This is a genomic window from Ruegeria sp. ANG-R, assembly GCF_000813985.1.
In the GTDB taxonomy this organism is placed as follows: Bacteria; Pseudomonadota; Alphaproteobacteria; order Rhodobacterales; family Rhodobacteraceae; genus Ruegeria.
Map to the genome: position 1 here is coordinate 1,721,280 of NZ_JWLJ01000001.1, position 18,197 is coordinate 1,739,476.

14 protein-coding genes and 1 tRNA gene are annotated in these 18,197 nt (G+C 56.3%); 9 read left to right on the plus strand and 6 right to left on the minus strand.

What is annotated here, in order from left to right:
- Positions 1 to 27 precede the first annotated feature (27 nt).
- The 8 genes from RA27_RS08590 (at position 28) to RA27_RS08630 (ending at position 9,353) form a co-directional block, all read left to right on the plus strand.
- The gene (locus tag RA27_RS08590) at positions 28 to 1,119 is read left to right on the plus strand and encodes a TFIIB-type zinc finger domain-containing protein (protein WP_039536666.1); all 1,092 of its coding nucleotides are present in this window, start codon (positions 28 to 30) and stop codon (positions 1,117 to 1,119) included.
- Between the two features lie 236 nt (positions 1,120 to 1,355).
- Positions 1,356 to 1,793, plus strand: coding sequence for a D-aminoacyl-tRNA deacylase (gene dtd, locus RA27_RS08595; RefSeq protein ID WP_039536668.1), 438 nt, complete (start codon positions 1,356 to 1,358; stop codon positions 1,791 to 1,793).
- Positions 1,793 to 2,896: a DUF4147 domain-containing protein gene (locus RA27_RS08600; protein ID WP_039536669.1), complete on the plus strand. Its 1,104-nt coding sequence runs from the start codon at positions 1,793 to 1,795 to the stop codon at positions 2,894 to 2,896. The genes dtd and RA27_RS08600 overlap by 1 nt, the downstream gene beginning before the upstream one ends.
- A 467-nt stretch (positions 2,897 to 3,363) precedes the next feature.
- Entirely contained in the window at positions 3,364 to 4,953 is a 1,590-nt protein-coding gene (locus RA27_RS08610; protein WP_039536672.1) for an ABC transporter substrate-binding protein, read from the plus strand.
- A gap of 9 nt (positions 4,954 to 4,962) precedes the next feature.
- Positions 4,963 to 5,919: an ABC transporter permease gene (locus RA27_RS08615; protein WP_039536674.1), complete on the plus strand. Its 957-nt coding sequence runs from the start codon at positions 4,963 to 4,965 to the stop codon at positions 5,917 to 5,919.
- Entirely contained in the window at positions 5,919 to 6,734 is an 816-nt protein-coding gene (locus RA27_RS08620; protein ID WP_039537243.1) for an ABC transporter permease, read from the plus strand. Before RA27_RS08615 ends, RA27_RS08620 begins: the two co-directional genes overlap by 1 nt.
- Positions 6,731 to 8,368: an ABC transporter ATP-binding protein gene (locus RA27_RS08625; RefSeq protein ID WP_039536676.1), complete on the plus strand. Its 1,638-nt coding sequence runs from the start codon at positions 6,731 to 6,733 to the stop codon at positions 8,366 to 8,368. Before RA27_RS08620 ends, RA27_RS08625 begins: the two co-directional genes overlap by 4 nt.
- 148 nt (positions 8,369 to 8,516) lie before the next feature.
- The gene (locus RA27_RS08630) at positions 8,517 to 9,353 is read left to right on the plus strand and encodes an alkaline phosphatase family protein (RefSeq protein WP_039536677.1); all 837 of its coding nucleotides are present in this window, start codon (positions 8,517 to 8,519) and stop codon (positions 9,351 to 9,353) included.
- 5 nt (positions 9,354 to 9,358) lie between these two features.
- Here RA27_RS08630 and RA27_RS08635 read toward each other — a convergent pair whose 3' ends face one another.
- The 4 genes from RA27_RS08635 to RA27_RS08650 all read right to left on the minus strand — a co-directional run bounded on the left by RA27_RS08635 (position 9,359) and on the right by RA27_RS08650 (position 14,516).
- Positions 9,359 to 10,282 (minus strand): alpha/beta hydrolase, encoded by a 924-nt coding sequence (locus RA27_RS08635; protein ID WP_039536679.1) that lies wholly within the window; start codon positions 10,280 to 10,282, stop codon positions 9,359 to 9,361.
- A gap of 12 nt (positions 10,283 to 10,294) precedes the next feature.
- Positions 10,295 to 12,184: an acyl-CoA synthetase gene (locus RA27_RS08640; RefSeq protein WP_039536681.1), complete on the minus strand. Its 1,890-nt coding sequence runs from the start codon at positions 12,182 to 12,184 to the stop codon at positions 10,295 to 10,297.
- Positions 12,185 to 12,341: 157 nt separating this feature from the next.
- Positions 12,342 to 14,162 (minus strand): ABC transporter transmembrane domain-containing protein, encoded by a 1,821-nt coding sequence (locus tag RA27_RS08645; RefSeq protein ID WP_039536682.1) that lies wholly within the window; start codon positions 14,160 to 14,162, stop codon positions 12,342 to 12,344.
- 280 nt (positions 14,163 to 14,442) lie between these two features.
- Positions 14,443 to 14,516 (minus strand) — tRNA-Gly (locus RA27_RS08650).
- A 531-nt stretch (positions 14,517 to 15,047) separates the two neighbouring features.
- Between RA27_RS08650 and RA27_RS24580 the strand changes: the two genes are divergently transcribed.
- Positions 15,048 to 15,395, plus strand: a complete 348-nt coding sequence (locus RA27_RS24580) for an HAD-IA family hydrolase (protein WP_206539986.1) — start codon at positions 15,048 to 15,050, stop codon at positions 15,393 to 15,395.
- 578 nt (positions 15,396 to 15,973) lie between these two features.
- Here the strand turns inward: RA27_RS24580 and RA27_RS08660 are convergent.
- Both RA27_RS08660 and RA27_RS08665 read right to left on the minus strand, forming a co-directional pair.
- A complete protein-coding gene (locus RA27_RS08660) occupies positions 15,974 to 17,539 on the minus strand; it encodes a hypothetical protein (protein ID WP_039536684.1) in 1,566 nt (521 codons plus the stop codon).
- An 8-nt stretch (positions 17,540 to 17,547) separates the two neighbouring features.
- Positions 17,548 to 18,171 carry a pseudaminic acid biosynthesis-associated methylase gene (locus RA27_RS08665; protein WP_039536686.1) on the minus strand — a complete coding sequence of 208 codons (624 nt, stop codon included), beginning with the start codon at positions 18,169 to 18,171 and terminating at the stop codon, positions 17,548 to 17,550.
- Positions 18,172 to 18,197 lie beyond the last annotated feature (26 nt).

Consider the following 18,197-nt stretch of genomic DNA (forward strand, 5'->3'; position numbering starts at 1 on the left):
GCGGCAACCGATGATCGGGGTTCTGTAATGGCGAAAGACGAACACCGCTTTCCCTGCGAGCAATGCGGAGCGGATTATCGTTTCAATCCGGGTGACGGGACGTTGACGTGCGACCATTGCGGTCATTCCGAAGCCATCGGCGCTGGCCCGTGGGGTGGTGCCAGTTTGCGCGAACTGGATTTCGACGCAGCCATGGCGGACCGTTTGCCCGACAGCGAGATTGAAGAAACCCGGGTTCTCACCTGCCCAAACTGCGCCGCACAGGTTGAGTTCGATCCGAACACCCACGCAGCCGAGTGTCCGTTCTGTGCCACTCCGGTGGTGACCGATACCGGTGTGAGCCGCCATATCAAACCACGCGGTGTTCTGCCTTTTGCGCTGGACGAACGCTCGGCGCACAAAGCGATGGGCGACTGGTTGGGGCGGCTTTGGTTTGCGCCCAACGGATTGAAGGAATACGCCCGCAAAGGCCGCAGGATGCAGGGCATTTACGTGCCGTACTGGACCTTCGACGCCGATACGAAATCAACCTATCGGGGCGAGCGTGGCGTGGTTTATTACGAGACGCGGACCGTCATGCGCGACGGGAAGCGTGTCCAGCAACAAGTTCCCAAGGTGCGCTGGACACCAAAATCCGGCCGCGTGACGCGGTTCTTTGACGATGTGCTGGTGCTGGCGTCTCAATCCTTGCCCAAATCATATACTGACGCGCTGGAACCATGGGATTTACCTGCGCTTGAGCCCTATCAGCCCGAATATCTCGCCGGCTTCCGTGCTGAGGCCTACACGATCGAACTGCAGCAAGGATATCAAGAGGCCCGCGCACATATGGCGCGGGTGATCGAACGAGATGTGCGGTTTGATATCGGTGGCGACCGGCAACGCATCCACGCCGTCGATACCGAAGTGCGCGACGTCACATTCAAACACATCCTCCTGCCGGTTTGGATGGCTGCCTATAAATACCGTGGCCAGACCTATCGCTTCGTAGTCAATGGACGGACCGGCCGCGTGCAGGGTGAACGACCCTGGTCCGCAATCAAGATTGCAATCGCGGTGGTTCTGGGGCTACTCGTAGCGGCTGGTGTCGGATATCTGGTCGCCACCGGACAGCAATAGCGTTCATGAGTATTGACAGGGCACCTCGCGCCCTCTTGCACATGCCCGTACGCGGGCGCATCCTGCGCGGCGTGCCAGAAGGGAGATGGCGAATTGCACCTTAACGCTCTGAACACTCTGCTGACCGAGCACCATTCGTGCCGCGCTTTCCGGACAGAACGTGCCCTATTGGATGATGTCGTCGACTGGTGCGGATAGGCCAGCAAACACGCGAAAAAGCGAAACAGGAACAGTATATGCGAGCGCTGCTTCAGAGAATCTCCAATGCCTCGGTCACAGTCGCTGGAACGGTGATCGGGCGATCCGGTCCTGGATTGATGATCCTGGTTTGCGCGATGCAAGGCGATGGAGAAACTCAGGTCGCGCAACTGGCCGAAAAGATCGCAAAGCTTCGTATCTTCAAAGACGATGCGGGAAAAATGAACCGGTCGATACTGGATATCGGGGGCTCGGCGCTGGTCGTCAGCCAGTTCACACTGGCGGCCGATACATCCCGCGGAAACCGACCCGGCTTCTCCGAGGCAGCCCCTGCGGCGGAGGGCGAACAGCTCTATGAGGCGTTTGCACGCAAACTGTCGGATCAGGGCATTCCGGTCGAAACCGGTTCGTTCGGAGCCGACATGGCCGTAGAGCTGGTCAATGACGGGCCAGTGACAATTTGGATGGAAAGCTGATGCAGGGTTCTCGACAGGTTCAGGATATTTGGCGCGCAGGTGTCGCGGCGGTTGATGGCTATCGCGCAACGTTGGAGGCGATCCAAGCGGTTGAACGGCCAGACCAGATTCTGGCCGTTGGAAAGGCCGCAGGTGCCATGGCCCGCGCAGCGACCGAACGCTTCGGAGCTCTGCCCACTTTGGTTGTTACCAAAGATGGCCATGGCGACGACCTGCCCCGGCATGTGATGGTCATCGAAGCATCACACCCGGTGCCCGATGCCCGCAGTCTGGCGGGAGGCCGGGCTTTGCGCGAAGCGGTTGAGGGCATGAAACACGACAGCAATCTGTTGCTGCTGGTTTCAGGCGGAGCTTCTTCGCTGGCCGAGGATCTTGTGCTGGGCAAAACACTGGATGATCTTGCTGCCCTCAACCATCGATTGCTCGGCGAAGGGCTGGATATCGGCGCAATGAATGCCGAACGGCGCAAGCTGTCTCGGATCAAAGGTGGCGGATTGTTGTCGCTTTTCCCCGGAGCAAACGTGACCGTTCTGGCGATCTCGGATGTCCCCGGAGATGAGCTGGGCGTGATCGGATCAGGAATCGGGTCGCTGCCCGACAAGCCGGGCTTCGCCGCCCGGACCTCGATCATCGCATCAAATGCACATGCCCGGAACGCTGCGGCATTGGCGGCCGAGCAAGCCGGGTTCGATGTCCTTGCGAACGAAGAAACGATGCACGATGATTACCTCTCGGTCGCAGCGCAAATCGGCAAACGCCTGCGAAACATGCCCAAGGGCGCCATGGTGTTTGGCGGAGAACCCACCGTTGTTCTGCCCGACACGCCAGGACGCGGCGGACGCAATCAGGCCCTGGCGCTTGCACTGGCGCACGAGATTGCAGGGCAACCGGATTTAACCGTGATCGTTGGCGGGACCGATGGCACAGACGGACCCACCGACGCGGCCGGGGCAATCGTTACCGGTGAAACATGGTCGGAAAAAGCACAGGTTTACCTGAACACCGCAGATAGCGGCAGTTTCCTAGACAAGGCAGGCGCACTACTGATCACGGGGCCGACGGGCACGAACGTGATGGATTTGATGATCGCGATCCGAAGCTGACCCTATGTCCTGACCCAATCAATGTCGCCTGCAGCAAGCCCAACACGCGACTGCCAAGCCCATCGCATCTATGCAGCCGAGTTCGGCAAGCTGGTCTCGACCGCCACCGTATACGTGACAGAGACGATCCACGAGGCCGGCTCGTGCTTTCGTTACAGATGCCTCACCAATAGAATCAATAAACAGCAATTCGGTGCAGTTTACCCGTGCCATGCAGGGTTTTGCGCAAGATGATCTGACGCCAGTCAAATTTTTCGTTCGGTCCAGAGTAAGTGGCTATGAAAACGAGCTTTTGGGTTTTCCTAAGGCCTCTGAGGATGCCACCCAACACAGTCAATTGTAGGATTCCCTTCTTTTTCCAAGAGATTTTCACTTGCCCGTCACCCTGAAATGCTCCTACTTTGACTCGTGCGTCAATAAAAAGCCCTTCAACGGGCTGACTATCCAAACAACTGGGAGAATTCTGGATGAACGAACAACTCACTCACATGTCAAAGCAGGTCACGGCCGGAAAACTGACCCGTCGTGAATTCATGGGAAAAGCGGCGGCCCTGGGTGTTTCCGCTGCGATGGCCAGCACAATGTTCGCGGATGCCGCACGCGCGGCCGGTCCCGTCAAGGGCGGCACAATGAAAATTGGTATGCTGGGCGGCGAGAGCACCAACACACTGGACCCGGCAGTGGCTGCAACGCAGGTCCCCGGCATGGTTCTGCGTCTGTATGGGGAACAAATCGTAGACGTCACAGCCGAAGGCGAGATCGACTATCGACTGGCTGAAAGCGTCGAGGGTTCTGCCGATGCCAAAACCTGGAATTTCAAAGTTCGTCCGGGCGTGGAATTCCAGAACGGCAAAACCGTTACTGCCCAGGATTTCCTGCGTACGGTCGAACGCCACGCCAACGAAGACTCCAAATCCGGTGCCTTGGGTGTTCTCAAAGGTATTAAGTCGATGAAAGCCGAGGGGGATGTTTTCACGGTTGAGATGGAAAACCCCACTGCTGACCTTCCCTATCTTATGGCGGATTGGCACCTGGTCGTTCAGCCCGACGGCGGGTTCGACAACCCCAACGCCGGCATCGGCACCGGGCCTTATATCATCGAAGTCGACGAACCGGGTGTGCGCCACACATTCAAAAAGAACCCGAACTATTGGGACGATAGTCTGGGTCACGTGGACGAGGTCGAGGTTCTGGTCATCAACGATGCCACGGCCCGTATGGCGGCGCTTCAATCCGGCCAGGTACACATGGTCAACAGTGTCGACCCCAAGGTGGCCAGCCTGCTGGAGCGTGCTCCGAATCTTGAGATCAAATCAGTATCAGGCCGTGCGCACTATGTGTTCCCGATGCACACGAACACAGCTCCGTTTGACAACAATGACCTGCGGCTTGCGCTGAAATACGCCGTCAACCGCGAAGAGATGGTCGAGAAAATCCTGCGCGGCTTTGGTTCGGTCGGCAACGATATTCCGGTCAACGAATCGTATCCTCTGTTCGACAACACGATTGAACAGCGCAAATATGATCCGGAAAAAGCAGCCGAACACTATAAGAAGTCCGGGCATGATGGATCTCCGATTGTTCTCTATGTGTCGGATGCCGCCTTCGCGGGTGCCGTTGATGCGGCACAGCTGTTCCAGCAATCCGCAGCGGCTGCCGGGATCAACCTCCAGATCGAACGCACCCCGTCCGATGGCTATTGGTCCGAGGTCTGGAACAACAAACCGTTCTGTGCCTCCTACTGGTCAGGTCGCCCGGTTCAGGATCAAATGTACACGACCGCTTATCTGTCATCTGCAGATTGGAACGACACACGGTTCAACGATCCCGAATTCGACAAGCTGTTGTTCGAAGCCCGTGGTGAACTGAATGTCGAAAAGCGCGTCGAGCTATACTCCAAAATGGCACGAATCATTCGGGATAAGGGCGGTCTGATCGCCCCGATGTTCAATGACTTCGTTGACGGTGTCTCCACCCAGGTTCAGGGCTACAAGAACGACCCCAATGGGTTCCTGATGTACTCGTGGGCACCGATCAAATGCTGGCTGGATGCGTAAAGGACAAACATGCACCCCATCCTTAAACTGGTTTCCCAGCGCCTCGCGCTGGGAATTCTCCTGCTGCTTGGTGCTTCGGCCCTTATATTTGGTCTGACCGAAGCACTTCCCGGAGACGCAGCGCAAGCCGTCCTGGGGCAGTCCGCCACTGCTGAATCTCTTGCCAACCTCCGTGAAGAAATGGGCCTGAACCGCCCGGCCCTGACCCGCTATTTCGAATGGCTGGGCGGAATTTTTCAAGGCGATCTGGGTCAATCCCTGACCAACAAGCTTGATATTTCAGAGAGCATCGGAAAGCGCCTTGGGAACACACTGTTCCTTGCCTGTGTGGCCGCAGTCGTCTCGGTTCCGCTGGCGATCTTTCTGGGTCTGCTGGCCGTTCGGTTTCGCAATCGCTGGCCCGACAAACTGATTTCCGCTGTCACGCTGACAACGGTCTCGGTCCCCGAATTCCTGATTGGCTACATACTGATTTACTTCATCTCGGTGAAACTGGGATGGTTCTCGTCGCTGGCGATCATCAACAGCTCGATGTCCTTGGGGCAAAAACTGTACGCTGTCGCGCTTCCTGCCTTCGTGCTGACGCTGGTCGTGCTGGCACAGATGATGCGGATGACGCGTGCGGCCATTCTGAACCTGATGCAATCGGCCTATATCGAAACCGCTGAACTGAAGGGCCTGAGCACGTTTCAGGTCATTGCCCGGCACGCGTTTCCCAACGCCATCTCACCGATCGTAAACGTCGTGATGCTGAATCTGGCCTATCTGGTCGTAGGTGTTGTCGTGGTCGAGGTTGTCTTCGTCTATCCCGGTATGGGCCAGTATCTGGTGGATGCCGTGACCAAGCGCGACGTTCCAGTTGTTCTGGCCTGTGGCGTGGTGTTCGCAGCCGTCTATATCGGCCTGAACATGGTCGCAGATATCGTGTCAATCCTTGCCAATCCAAGACTGAGGCATCCGAAATGATAAAGAACATTCCTGTTTCGGCACTGATTGGCCTGATGTTCACCGGCGCTTATTTCTTTGTGGCGATCGCAGCCCCATTGATTGCGCCATATGGAATGGCCGAAATTGTCGGTGATGTCTGGGAACCCCCCAGCCCCGAGCATCTGTTGGGTACCGACAATATCGGTCGCGATCTGTTGACGCGCATGATCTATGGCGGGCGCACGACGATCTTCATCGCCGCTGCTGCGACATTGCTTAGCTTCCTGACCGGAACCTCGCTTGGTCTGCTTGCCGCGGTTCTTGGTGGATGGGCTGATCAGGCCCTCAGCCGCGCGGTCGACCTCGTCATGTCAATCCCGACGCTGATTCTGGCGCTGGTCATTCTGGCGATTGTCCCCGTGACCGTTCCGATCCTGATCCTCGTGATGGGCCTGCTGGATGCCACACGTCCCTATCGCCTGTCGCGATCCGTCGCTGTGGACATCAATGTGATGGACTACGTCGAAGCCGCCAAACTGCGCGGCGAAGGACGTGGCTGGGTCATCTTCCGGGAAATCCTGCCCAACGCTCTGTCACCGCTGGTGGCCGAGTTCGGGCTGCGTTTCATCTTTATGGTGTTGTTCATTTCGACCCTGTCGTTCCTAGGTCTGGGCGTTCAGCCACCACTGGCTGACTGGGGCGGCATTGTGAAGGAAAACAAGGACGGCATCGTCTATGGCATCGGCGCGGCGCTTTATCCCGCTGTGGCCATCGCAACCCTGGCGATCTCGGTCAACCTTGTGGCTGACTGGGTCCTGAACCGAACCACTTCGCTGAAAGGAGGCCGGGGATGAGTGAACCGCTTCTCAAAGTTCGCGGGCTGAAAATCGGCGCGACGGTATATCCTCCGGGCGAAAAGCCCCACGACATCGAGATCGTGCACGGGATCGATTTCGACCTCGCGCCCGGCAAGGTGCTGGGGCTGATCGGCGAATCCGGTGCGGGCAAATCCACCATTGGCCTGGCTTCGATGGCTTATGGCCGTGGCGGCGTCGAGATCACCGGTGGCGAGATTTGGCTGAACGGACGTGATATCCTAAAGTCTTCCTTTGGCGATATCCGCAACCTGCGCGGGGGGGAGGTAACCTATGTCTCGCAATCCGCCGCCGCGTCGTTCAACCCTGCCAAGAAGATCATGGATCAGGTGGTCGAAGCAGCGGTCGAGCACAAGAAGTTTTCGCGCAAAGAGGCCGAAGCCCGCGCGCGGGAACTGTTCGCCAAACTCGGCCTGCCCGATCCGGACAATATCGGAGAACGCTATCCGCATCAGGTGTCAGGGGGTCAGCTGCAGCGCTGCATGACCGCGCTGGCACTGTGTCCTGAACCCGATCTGGTGGTGTTCGATGAACCCACCACGGCGCTGGACGTGACCACGCAGATCGATGTTTTGATGGCGATCAAAGAGGCCATCGCCGATTCCGGCGTCGCAGCTTTGTATATCACCCACGATCTGGCCGTTGTTGCACAGGTCAGCGACGACATCATGGTTCTGCGGATGGGCGATACGGTCGAGTATGGCAGCACCGATCAGATCATCAACAACCCGCAAGAAGAGTATACTCAGGCTCTGGTCTCGGTGCGCTCAATTGAGCATGAAGAGAAAAAGCCCACACCAGAAGCGGTGCTGAGCGTTGACGGCATCACCGCGCGCTACAAGGGGCTGAATTTCGACGTGCTGCACAATGTCAATGTCGAGCTTCACCCGGGGCAGACGCTGGCGGTTGTGGGGGAATCCGGCTCGGGTAAATCCACGCTTGCGCGGGTGATCACCGGCTTGCTGCCACCGCGCGATGGCGAGATCACCTTTGCAGGCCGCAAGCTCAGCCCCGACCTGAAAGGGCGTACGCGAGAAGATCTGCGCGAATTGCAGATGATCTACCAGATGGCGGATGTGGCAATGAACCCGCGCCAAACGGTCGGCACGATCATTGGTCGTCCGCTGGAATTCTACTTCAACATGCGAGGCGCCGAGAAACGCAAGCGGGTCATTGAGTTGCTGGATGAGATCGAGCTTGGTGAAAAGTTCATCGACCGTTATCCGGCGGAATTGTCCGGTGGTCAGAAGCAGCGTGTCTGTATCGCACGGTCACTGGCGGCCAAGCCCAAGATGATCATCTGCGACGAGGTGACATCGGCGCTCGACCCGCTTGTGGCGGATGGCATCCTGAAACTTCTGTTGGATCTGCAGAAAATTGAGGATGTGGCGTACCTGTTCATCACACACGATCTGGCGACGGTCCGGGCCATCAGCGACAGCATCGCGGTGATGTATCAGGGCCGCGTGGTCCGCTATGGCGCCAAATCTCAGGTGCTGAGCCCCCCCTTCGACGACTACACCGACCTGCTGCTGAGCTCGGTGCCCGAGATGCATCTCGGCTGGCTGGAAGAAGTCGTCGCACATCGCAAGATGGAGAGTGCCGGGAACTGATCCGGCACTTAGGTGAAGTCCAGAGATCCCGGCATGTTGTCTGATGACAGGTGTCGGGATTTTACTATTTAGGGCGCAAACGTGCAGCCATGAATAGACGAATCTCATAGGGTCGCCTGCAACAACACTCTGTAACAAGGGCCGGAATATGGACCGCAAACTGCTATTGATCATTCTGGACGGCGTCCCCTGGCGCAATTTTCGCCGACTGTTCGGCAATCTCGAAGGCTGGGTAGATAGCGGTGACGCGCAGGTGTGGAAGCTGCGCGCTGTGCTGCCATCAACGTCTGCCAGTTGCTATGCCTCGATCCATACGGGCGTGACGCCTCAGGAGCATGGCTGCACCGGAAACGGCAACGTGTTCCGGCTAAGTCACAAAGACGTCTTCAGCCAGGTGCGTGAGGCAGGCGGCGTGACCGGCGCTGTCACACACAGCTACTGGTCGCAGTTCTTCAATCGCCACCCCTTCGACTACGTTCGTGACGTCGAATATGACGAGCCCGACAGCATGACCATCAACCACGGTCGGTTCCACTCGATGACAGGGTACGGCAAAGCCAATCAGATGACGCCATCCGACGTGGATTTGTTTGCCTCACTGACAAATCTCTGCCTGCGGTTTGGACTGGACTACGGCATACTGCACACCTGCACGCTGGACAGTATGGGGCATCGGTTCTTCCACGATTGTGAAGAAATGGACCACGCCTGTTTCGTCATGGACGAAATGCTGGCCCCTTTCATCCCGCGCTGGCAGCAGCTTGGCTATGACGTCATAGTGACTGCCGATCACGGTCAGGACGAACGTGGCCACCATGGCGGACGTAGCCCATTGCAGCAGGAAACAGCGCTTTACTATTTTGGCAACGCTCAGGGTCCTGCGGCGGATACCGTGATCGACCAGCTACAACTGGCACCCACCATCCTTCATCGGATGGGCGCGCCCGTAGCCGACACCATGAAGGGCAAACCGTTTCTGGTGTGATCTGATCAGTCGTAAGACCAGATCCCCTGCCCCAGCGCCTCAATCGCCACCGAGATGCGCTCAAAGCTGTCAGCGGCGCGCCTGACCGAGGTTCGGGCGCGCAAATACCCGTGGACCAGCCCCGGCTCGTTGATTGAATGTGCTTGTCCACCTGCGGCCACGATCCGGTCGCAATAGGCGGCTCCATCATCCCGAAGCGGGTCACAATCTGCGGTTACCACGACTGTCGGCGGAAGGCCCGAGAAGTCATCATCCTGCAACGGAGCGAAGGTCGGGTCGCCATCGGGCGCGGAGCCTTCGCAGCGGACCGTCTGATAGAACCGGATATCGTCCAGTGTCAGCAAGGGTGCATTGGCATGTTCAAGATACGATCCCCGAGACATATCTCCGCCCAAACCGGGATAGATGAGCACCTGACCCAGCACCTTATCCAGTCGTCCCCGGCCATAATGCGCAACGGCTGCCGCCAGATTGCCGCCCGCGCTGTCCCCGGCCAGCACGATCGGATCGTCGTATTCCCTGACCACCCAGTTCGTGGCGGCCCAACTGTCCTGAAACTGCGCAGGGTGCGCGTATTCGGGGCACAACCGATAGTCTATGGAAACGACCCGATAGCCCGTCTGCGCGCACAGTTCCGCACAGACATCGTCATGACTGTCCAATCCGCCAACGACGAAACCGCCGCCGTGGAAATAGATCACAGTTCGCGTGGGATCTCCGGCTGTATAAATACGAACAGGCACGCCATCGGCGGACCTGTCCTGTACATCGATGCCCGGTGGGCGCGGCTGCCGGAAGTCCTGACACATTGCGTCGTATACACGACGCTGGTCGGCAATGGACATTTCGACCGTATCATCGGGATAGCTCTCGGTCGTGCGCCGGATAAAATCCCAGGTCTCTTCGTCGATCAGACGTTCATAGTCCATTATCCCTCCGGATTATTCAGACCACTCCCACGGCCGGGTAAACGAATCCAGCACCTTTGAGACATCGTCCCCGGAGGAGCCGTTCGCGTCAAGCTGCGCGACAAGCCCGCGTTTCTTGTCGTCAGTGACCGAGACAACCCGCGCCGACACACCAGCGGTTTCAAGCGCGCCATTGTAGATGCGGGTGATCGCATGTTTGCGCAGATCGGGCTTGAACACCTTGCCGACAGCGGTTTTTGGCAACTCGTCCAGAATGGTTAGATGCTTCGGCTGAGCCGCGCGTTCGTGGACGTGTACCTTGCAGTAGTCCATCAGCTCTTTTTCCGTGGCCGAGGCCCCGTCGACCAGTTCGACAAAGGCACAAGGCAGCTCGCCCGCATGTGCATCCGGCTGCCCAATCGCCCCGGCAAAAGCGACCGCCTCATGGCCCAGCAACGCCTCTTCGATTTCGGCAGGGTCAATATTATGCCCGCCCCGGATGATCAGGTCCTTGGCCCGACCGGTGATCCACAGATAGCCATCTTCGTCAAACCGGCCCAGATCACCTGTGCGCAGATATCTGTCGAAGTGGTAGAGATTCGTGTTCTTATCGGCCTCGGTATAGGTGTTTCCCGCGCAAACCCCGGGGTTCGAGATGCAGATTTCACCGACCTGATCAGCGCCGCATTCGGTCGGACCGTCCGGCCCGTCCTGCAGGATTTTGACATCCGTGTAGGGGAAGGGAATACCGATCGAGCCGATCTTTTTCTCTCCGTCCACGGGGTTGCACGAAACCAGACAGGTTGCTTCGGTCAAACCGTAACCTTCGACGATGGTCACGCCTGTGGCTTCTTCGAAGCGGCGGAACAATTCAACCGGCAGCGGGGCAGAGCCCGAAAAGGCCGTTTTCACGCTTGAAATATCGGCATCGACCGGACGTTGCATCTTGGCTGAAATCGCGGTCGGAACCGTGATAATGAACGAAACCTTCCAGCGCTCGATCAGCTTCCAGAAATTATCGAACACTCCGTCCCCGCGATATCCGGCAGGTGTCGGGAAGATCACATGCGCCCCCGAGGACACCGCAGCCATCACGATCACATGCACCGCAAAGACATGGAACATCGGCAGAGGGCACATGATGACATCGTTTTCATCAAACAGCAGCGTCTGCCCCAGCCACCCGTTGTAGATCAGGCCCGAATACTTGTGCTGCGCCACCTTCGGCATACCCGTGGTGCCGCCGGTGTGGAAATAACAGGCAACGCGATCTTCCTTGCTGTCCTCGAAGGTCAACGTTTTCGGGTGTTTGTTCAGCTCGGCATTGAAATTCTTGTATGTCGCGTGAGCCAGCTTTTCCTTGTCACCCATCTTTGGGCGCAGGAACGGCACCAGCCAGGATTTGGGTGGCGTCAGATAGCGGTTCAGGTCGATTTCGAGAATCGTGTTGACGCTTGGCGCGTGCCGTACGGCCTCTTCCACTTTCTGGGCCACATCGGTCTTCGGAAAGGATTTCAGCGTGACCACAACCTTCGCCCTGGTCTCACGCAGGATCGCGGCGATCTGTTCCGGCTCGAGCAATGGATTGATCGGGTTCACGATCCCCGCGACGGCGCCCCCCATCATGGTAACCAGCGTCTCGTTACAGTTCGGCAGAACATAGGCGACCACGTCATTTTCGCCGATGCCCAGCGAGCGAAACAGGTTCGCCGCCTGATTAACCTTGCCCAACAATTCCGACCACGTCAGCGTCTCGGCCTTGTCCTTGGGTCCCGAGAGCAACTGAAAGCTGATCGCCTTGTGGTTCGGGAACCTGCCTGCGGTCCGCGACAAAAGCTGATGAAAGGTGACAGGAACATCCCGATCCTCCCACGGCATCTCCTGCTCCATACGTGCCTTGTCTTCAAGTCCCACAAAGGCCATGTGGCTCCTCCCCTGTTCTCTCCCGTGTCATGCGCGGGTTTGTTGTCGCCTCCAAGATGGAAGCAAAACACACCGCACGCAAGCAAGGGCTTAGCTGTCAGGTCAGAGAAAATGTAGAATGACGCTACGGCGAAACGAGATGTGCCGGAGCGTCACTTTATTCCGCGGCGACACCGTCGGTGAATTGCAGGCGCGCCAAACGGGCATAGAGACCGTCCTGCGACACCAGATCCTCATGCGTGCCCTGCGCCACAATGCGTCCCGCCTCAAGCACCACAATCCGGTCCGCTTTCTTCACGGTTGCCAATCGGTGCGCCACGATCAGTGTCGTCCGCCCCGCCCGCATCTTGTCGACGGCACCCTGTACAGCGCGCTCGCTTTCCGCATCCAGCGCCGAGGTCGCCTCGTCCAGCAACAGCACCGGCGCGTCGCGCAGGATAGCACGTGCGATGGCAATGCGCTGTTTCTGACCGCCGGATAGCATCACGCCCCGCTCACCAACGAAGCTGTCATATCCTTCAGGTAGTGCCGAGATGAACTCGTGCGCCGCAGCCGCGCGGGCGGCGGCCTCAACCTCGGCATCCGTTGCATCCAGCCGGCCAAAGCGGATGTTTTCGCGCGCCGAAGCAGCAAAAATCACCGGGTCCTGCGGGACCAATGCCATGTGTTGACGGAAATCCGAACGATCCATCTTACGCAGATCCACGCCATCCAGACTGACCTGCCCCGCATCCGGGTCGTAGAACCGCTGGATCATTTGGATCAGAGTTGTCTTACCGGCACCGGACGGCCCGACGAAAGCCACCGTTTCCCCCGGTTTGACCAGCAATGAGAGGTTGTCCAACGCAATTATGTCCGGCCGCGCGGGATAGCGGAAAGTCACGTCGTCGAAACGAATTTCCCCGCGCAAAGGGGTGGGCAGCGCTTGCGCCTGTTTTGGGTCATTCACGGTATCTTCTGCGTTCAGCAGTTCGACCAGCCGCTCGGTCGCGCCGGCGGCGCGTTGCAGCTCGCTCCAGATTTCGGACAAGGCCGCGACCGACCCAGCCATGATGACCGAATAGATCACGAACTGGATCAGAACCCCTTCGGTCATGATCCCGTTGCGCACGTCATTCGCGCCCATCCACAACACACCGACGATGCCCGAAAACACCAGGAAGATTACGATAACCGTCAGGATCGCACGAGTCTGAATACGGAGCAGAGATACCGCATACGATGTTTCGGTCATTTCGCCAAATTGCGCGCGGCTGGCGGTTTCGTGGGTGAATGCCTGAACAGTCTGAACCGCTCCAAGCGCCTCGCCCGCATTACCTGAAGAAGCTGCGATCCAATCTTGATTTTCCCGGCTGATGGTCCGCAACCTGCGCCCCAACACCAGTATGGGAACAATCACCGCCGGGATGAGCAACAGCACCATCCCGGTCAGCTTCGCCGATGTCAGCAGCATAAGAACAAGCCCGCCAACGAACATCAGCAAATTGCGCAGTGCGATCGAGACCGAAGACCCAAGAACCGATTGAATCAGCGTCGTGTCGGTTGTGATACGGCTAAGAACCTCACCGGTCATGATCCGTTCATAAAACTCGGGGCTCATGCCGATGACACGGTCGAACACGGCCTTCCGGATGTCCGCGACAACACGTTCCCCCAGCCGGGTCACCAGCGCATACCGGATACCGGTTCCGATCGCGAGAATGCCCGCAATTCCAAGAGCGGCCAGAAAGTACCAATCCAGCAATTCGCCGTCTTCGATGCGAAAATTGTCGACCACGCGACGCACCGCCAGCGGCAAGGTCAAAGTCATGCTCGCCGTCAGGATAAGCGCCAGTGTCGCGCCTGCCATCAACAGCCGATAGGGCTTCATAAATGGCCAAAGCGACGCCAGAACACCTATTTTTCTGGAGCTTGCACGCTCTTCCTGAGTACCCGGAGCCGGTTTATTCGCTGGGCTGGCGGAGCTTGTTCTTGCCATGTCTGGCCCTTGTGTCTTGGTCGGTCGCCCTGATCGGACGTCAATCACAGCTTCTTGGCGTCACAGGCGGTTGGGGTCAAGCTGCAGGCACGGCTTTGCAGCCGATTAAGGCCATTTGACGCAACTGACATGGGGGACAAGCTGGAGAGAGTGGCGGGAATCGAACCGACGTCATTAGCTTGGAAGGCAAGTGTAAAAAGTATTAATTATTTAATATTATTAGTGATTTAACGTGATGCAGGAAACCACTTTGCTGGCAATGTGTCCGAGAAGATTATTTTGGAGCGGGTAGACGGAATCGAACCGACATAGCCTGCTTGGAAGGCAGGGGCTTTACCATTAAGCTATACCCGCTCAATGTTTCGCCTTCCTATGTGATGGCTAAGTGGGCGTCAAGAGCGAACCATCACTTGGGTAAGTTGACCTGAAAGAAAGGAGTTTCTGATGTTTGCCGGGTAGGTGTGATCAAAGGTGTTCTGCTTGATATCGCAGGTGTTCTGTATCAGTGTGGCGAGCCGCGACCGGGTGCTGCGGAGGCGGTCTCAGCCCTTCGAAACACAGAGCTTCCGGTTCGCTTTCTAACGAACTCAACCCGACGACCGAAACGCGCTATTCTCGATAAGCTACAAGGCTTCGGAATAGACGCAGATGCCACCGAATTCCTGACACCAGCTGCGGCCTCCTGTGCTTGGTTGGAGGAAAACGGATTTGAGCCACATCTGCTGATCCATCCGGATCTAGAAGAGGATTTTGCAGCGTGCTCGGAGTCCGGCGCCAAGAGCGGTTATCGTTGGAGATGCCGGCCGCTATTTTACGTATGAACGGTTGAACGCAGCCTTTCGACTGATCGAAGACGGAGCTCCCTTTCTTGCATTGGCGTCGAGCATGATATTTCGCGATACAGACGGCGAATTGAGCCTTGATGTTGGCGCTTTCGTCCGAGCGCTTGGCTATTCAAGTGGAACGAAAACTCTTCTGTTTGGGAAGCCTTCGCCAACGTTCTTCCATTCTGCCGCGCAAAGCATGGGGCTGGAGCCTTCTGACGTAACAATGATTGGCGATGATGCAGAATGTGATATCGCGGGCGCTTTGAAGGCGGGCTTGGATGCGGCCATATTGGTTCGCACTGGAAAACACCAACTGGACGACAAAGCGCGCTATGAACCGAGACCTACTGCAACCGCAGACGGTGTCCGCGCCATGGTGGAATTTGTCGCCGAGCGACGTGATTGAAAGCAGTCGAACGTGCCTTACCCCGCAGCAGCCGGTACGCCCGAGACGGATAGGTTCGGCGTAGTGAACGGCTGACCGGCCGATATTTTAATTCAATACTGCGTTAAAACATTAACTGTGCAAAGATTGAATAGCTGCTCGCGTTGAGGGCACTGGAAAAGTCAGCCAAGCGCAGAAAGCGGACTTTGCAAAGTCGGCTTCGCTTCGCGAATGCAAACATAGGTCCCGAATGTCTTTAAAGCGCACTGATTCCTTAAATTAGTGAGACCCGACTGCTCGGTTGCCCCCGCAGTTTTTATCAGTCAGGTGCATCGAAATTAAACACATTGCAGCCTATCATCCGCCAGCGCCCGAAACCATCATCCCGATAGTTCGTAGTCCGTTGATGTGCTAACATTCAACTTGGATCAGCCAGATGAGGCTACCCAACGTGTATCCCACCCTCCCCAAAAGGATGAACAAGCTCTGAATTTTCACGAGCCCCGCCGCGGTTCAAGTTCATACCGAAATGCTTTAGCTCCAACGAACGATGTGAATTCCGCGCTCACATTACTGTATCTTCTGGAGCTACATTTGTGTCAGGTTAGAGCGTTAAAGGCCTCTAAAATAACTTCTTGTGAATGGCGTTCGCTACTATCCGATAAGTTTGGCGCAGATCGCGGTCTCAAGGGGCCGGACACAAACTCTACAATTTCGTCGCTGCTGACAAGTGCTTTAAGTGTCCCATTCTGAATCAAATGAGAGAAATAGGCTGCCCCCATTTCTGACCATACCGCAGTTTTCAACCCTATATCCTGCGACCGGTAGACTATCGTGGATGCGTCTGTAAGCAATATGTCCATCGGTGCCATGGCCTGATATTCGGTGCAATCGCTAAACCTGAGAATCTCTTCAGCGCTGATATCGAGCGCTTGCATTGCCTCCGCCATGCGATCTCTGCCCGCAGGATGCAGCCGAAAATACCAAGCCACGCTTGTTTTGGTTGTTTCGTAAGCCTCTCTTACATGTGTCGGTATCAGCTCGTTCTTTCCATATTGAAGTGCGACCAGTACCCTTGGTCTTCCATCAGTGGACCTGGGTGGCAAATCAGGAGCAGATGCTGGATCCTGCAAAGCGCCTTCTATGGCGCTTTTCGGATTTCCCCCAACTATTGTGCGATGATAATTTGCAATCGTAGATGAGATCCATTGCGAACTATCCTCGGACCAACACCAGAACACATCTGGCAATAGCTCATAACCCCGCTTAGGAGTGTGAGCCCAATTTGCTGCCAGAGGATGGTCAGGGTACATGCCTCCGTGCTGGATATCGACGACGGTCACTCCCAGACGACGCGCGGCTGCGCATACATAGTTTGCACCAGAGTAGCTGCTTAAGAACACGGTTTTTGGGCGAACTCTTTTGAACAATGCCGTATAATAGACCATCTCAAAAGCCGTACGTTCGAGGCGATCAAGGATTGAGAACTCATTCAGCTGCAAATCTGGCGCTGCTTGCTCTAGTATATTGTTGATTTCCTTAAGCTTCACCAAGACATTTTGGCGCGCTCTATAATCCCGCCTGATCTTGGGTTTCACTAAAGCAAAAGGACGAATGCGTTTAGTCTCAGGTTGAACCTGAGTTGGGATTAGGAACTTTTCACCTTGTTCTCGCGGGTCTTGCCTAGTCAATGTCAGCTGAGACTTTTCCGATTGGATAATCCATCTCAGACCATCGGTAAGTGGTTGCAGGGCCGTATCGCCGAACCTGCGGTATTGGGCTTCACGATTCAGGTATAGAATATCAGACTGAGGAACATCATCGAAAATATCGCTGGGAAACGCGTCAAGCGTTTCATCTAGCCAGCGCAATTCATCAGCATAGATCCAAAACTGTGACAACCAATCAGACCATAGACCCTTGAGTTTCTTGGACTTAGGCTTCTTTACTTCTGGTAGATCACGCTCACCTGCAATAAATCCGTTTCTTCGCTTGGCGTTAATTTGGAAACGGAGAATTGGCCAATAGTTGAAGCCCATGATCCTGCAGGTGGAAGGCTGGATCTCTTTTTCAATCTTATTCAGCAGCTTAACGAACTCGGCCCCCTCGGGGATAAAGCCATTGCTTTCAGGTAGCGCTTCCTGTTGCAGTTGAGACGACGTCATTATTAAGATTACTTTTCAAGCAGGAACCATGTGATATTGTCCTGCGGAACCAACTGGTCACGTTTGTAGAAGAAACCGTAGTCCACCAGTTTCATATCGAATCTATCGATCAACTCACCCGCAAAATCGCGCTTGAACAGACGGTCCGTGTGACCCCGATAGGGAATCGCGACAGGATTTGGATCAAAGTACTCGGCTACAAGCACGTATCGATTGCTGTTTCGAACCAAATTCTCATATACGGTAGGCAGCTTGTCAGGGTTGATATGAATAAGTACACCGGCCGTGAACGTCAAATCTGAGGGCGATAGCCCCAAGGGATCGGTGATTGTTCCCACCCTCACCTCCGCCCCTTCTATCTTCTGTGCTTCCGCCGCCGCGGCCTCATTGATCTCAACGCCTTGCAATTTAATCCCGGTTTTCAGCTTGCTGAGCGCCAGAAGGTTCAATCCAATATTACAACCCAATTCAGCTGCCGAATTTAGCTGCGCGCAAGTTCTAAGCATCTGCGACCATGCGGCTATCTTAGGAACGAGCAGACGTTCGGCTTGGTTGCGTTGAATGTATTCATTTCCGAATTCACCGGCCCAAAACGCTTCTTGCGGTGTCGAATACTTGCTGCTCTTCGTCACGCGACTCTCCTCAGGCAGTGGTAATC

Excerpts from the sequence above, each read along its gene's own strand:
- RA27_RS08630 (WP_039536677.1), top strand. The coding sequence starts at position 8,517 with ATGGACCGCAAACTGCTATTGATCATTCTGGACGGCGTCCCCTGGCGC.
- RA27_RS08590 (WP_039536666.1), top strand. The coding sequence starts at position 28 with ATGGCGAAAGACGAACACCGCTTTCCCTGCGAGCAATGCGGAGCGGAT.
- dtd (WP_039536668.1), top strand. The coding sequence starts at position 1,356 with ATGCGAGCGCTGCTTCAGAGAATCTCCAATGCCTCGGTCACAGTCGCT.
- RA27_RS08645 (WP_039536682.1), bottom strand. The coding sequence starts at position 14,162 with ATGGCAAGAACAAGCTCCGCCAGCCCAGCGAATAAACCGGCTCCGGGT.
- RA27_RS08600 (WP_039536669.1), top strand. The coding sequence starts at position 1,793 with ATGCAGGGTTCTCGACAGGTTCAGGATATTTGGCGCGCAGGTGTCGCG.
- RA27_RS08640 (WP_039536681.1), bottom strand. The coding sequence starts at position 12,184 with ATGGCCTTTGTGGGACTTGAAGACAAGGCACGTATGGAGCAGGAGATG.
- RA27_RS08635 (WP_039536679.1), bottom strand. The coding sequence starts at position 10,282 with ATGGACTATGAACGTCTGATCGACGAAGAGACCTGGGATTTTATCCGG.
- RA27_RS08615 (WP_039536674.1), top strand. The coding sequence starts at position 4,963 with ATGCACCCCATCCTTAAACTGGTTTCCCAGCGCCTCGCGCTGGGAATT.
- RA27_RS08625 (WP_039536676.1), top strand. The coding sequence starts at position 6,731 with ATGAGTGAACCGCTTCTCAAAGTTCGCGGGCTGAAAATCGGCGCGACG.
- RA27_RS08610 (WP_039536672.1), top strand. The coding sequence starts at position 3,364 with ATGAACGAACAACTCACTCACATGTCAAAGCAGGTCACGGCCGGAAAA.
- RA27_RS24580 (WP_206539986.1), top strand. The coding sequence starts at position 15,048 with ATGATATTTCGCGATACAGACGGCGAATTGAGCCTTGATGTTGGCGCT.
- RA27_RS08660 (WP_039536684.1), bottom strand. The coding sequence starts at position 17,539 with ATGACGTCGTCTCAACTGCAACAGGAAGCGCTACCTGAAAGCAATGGC.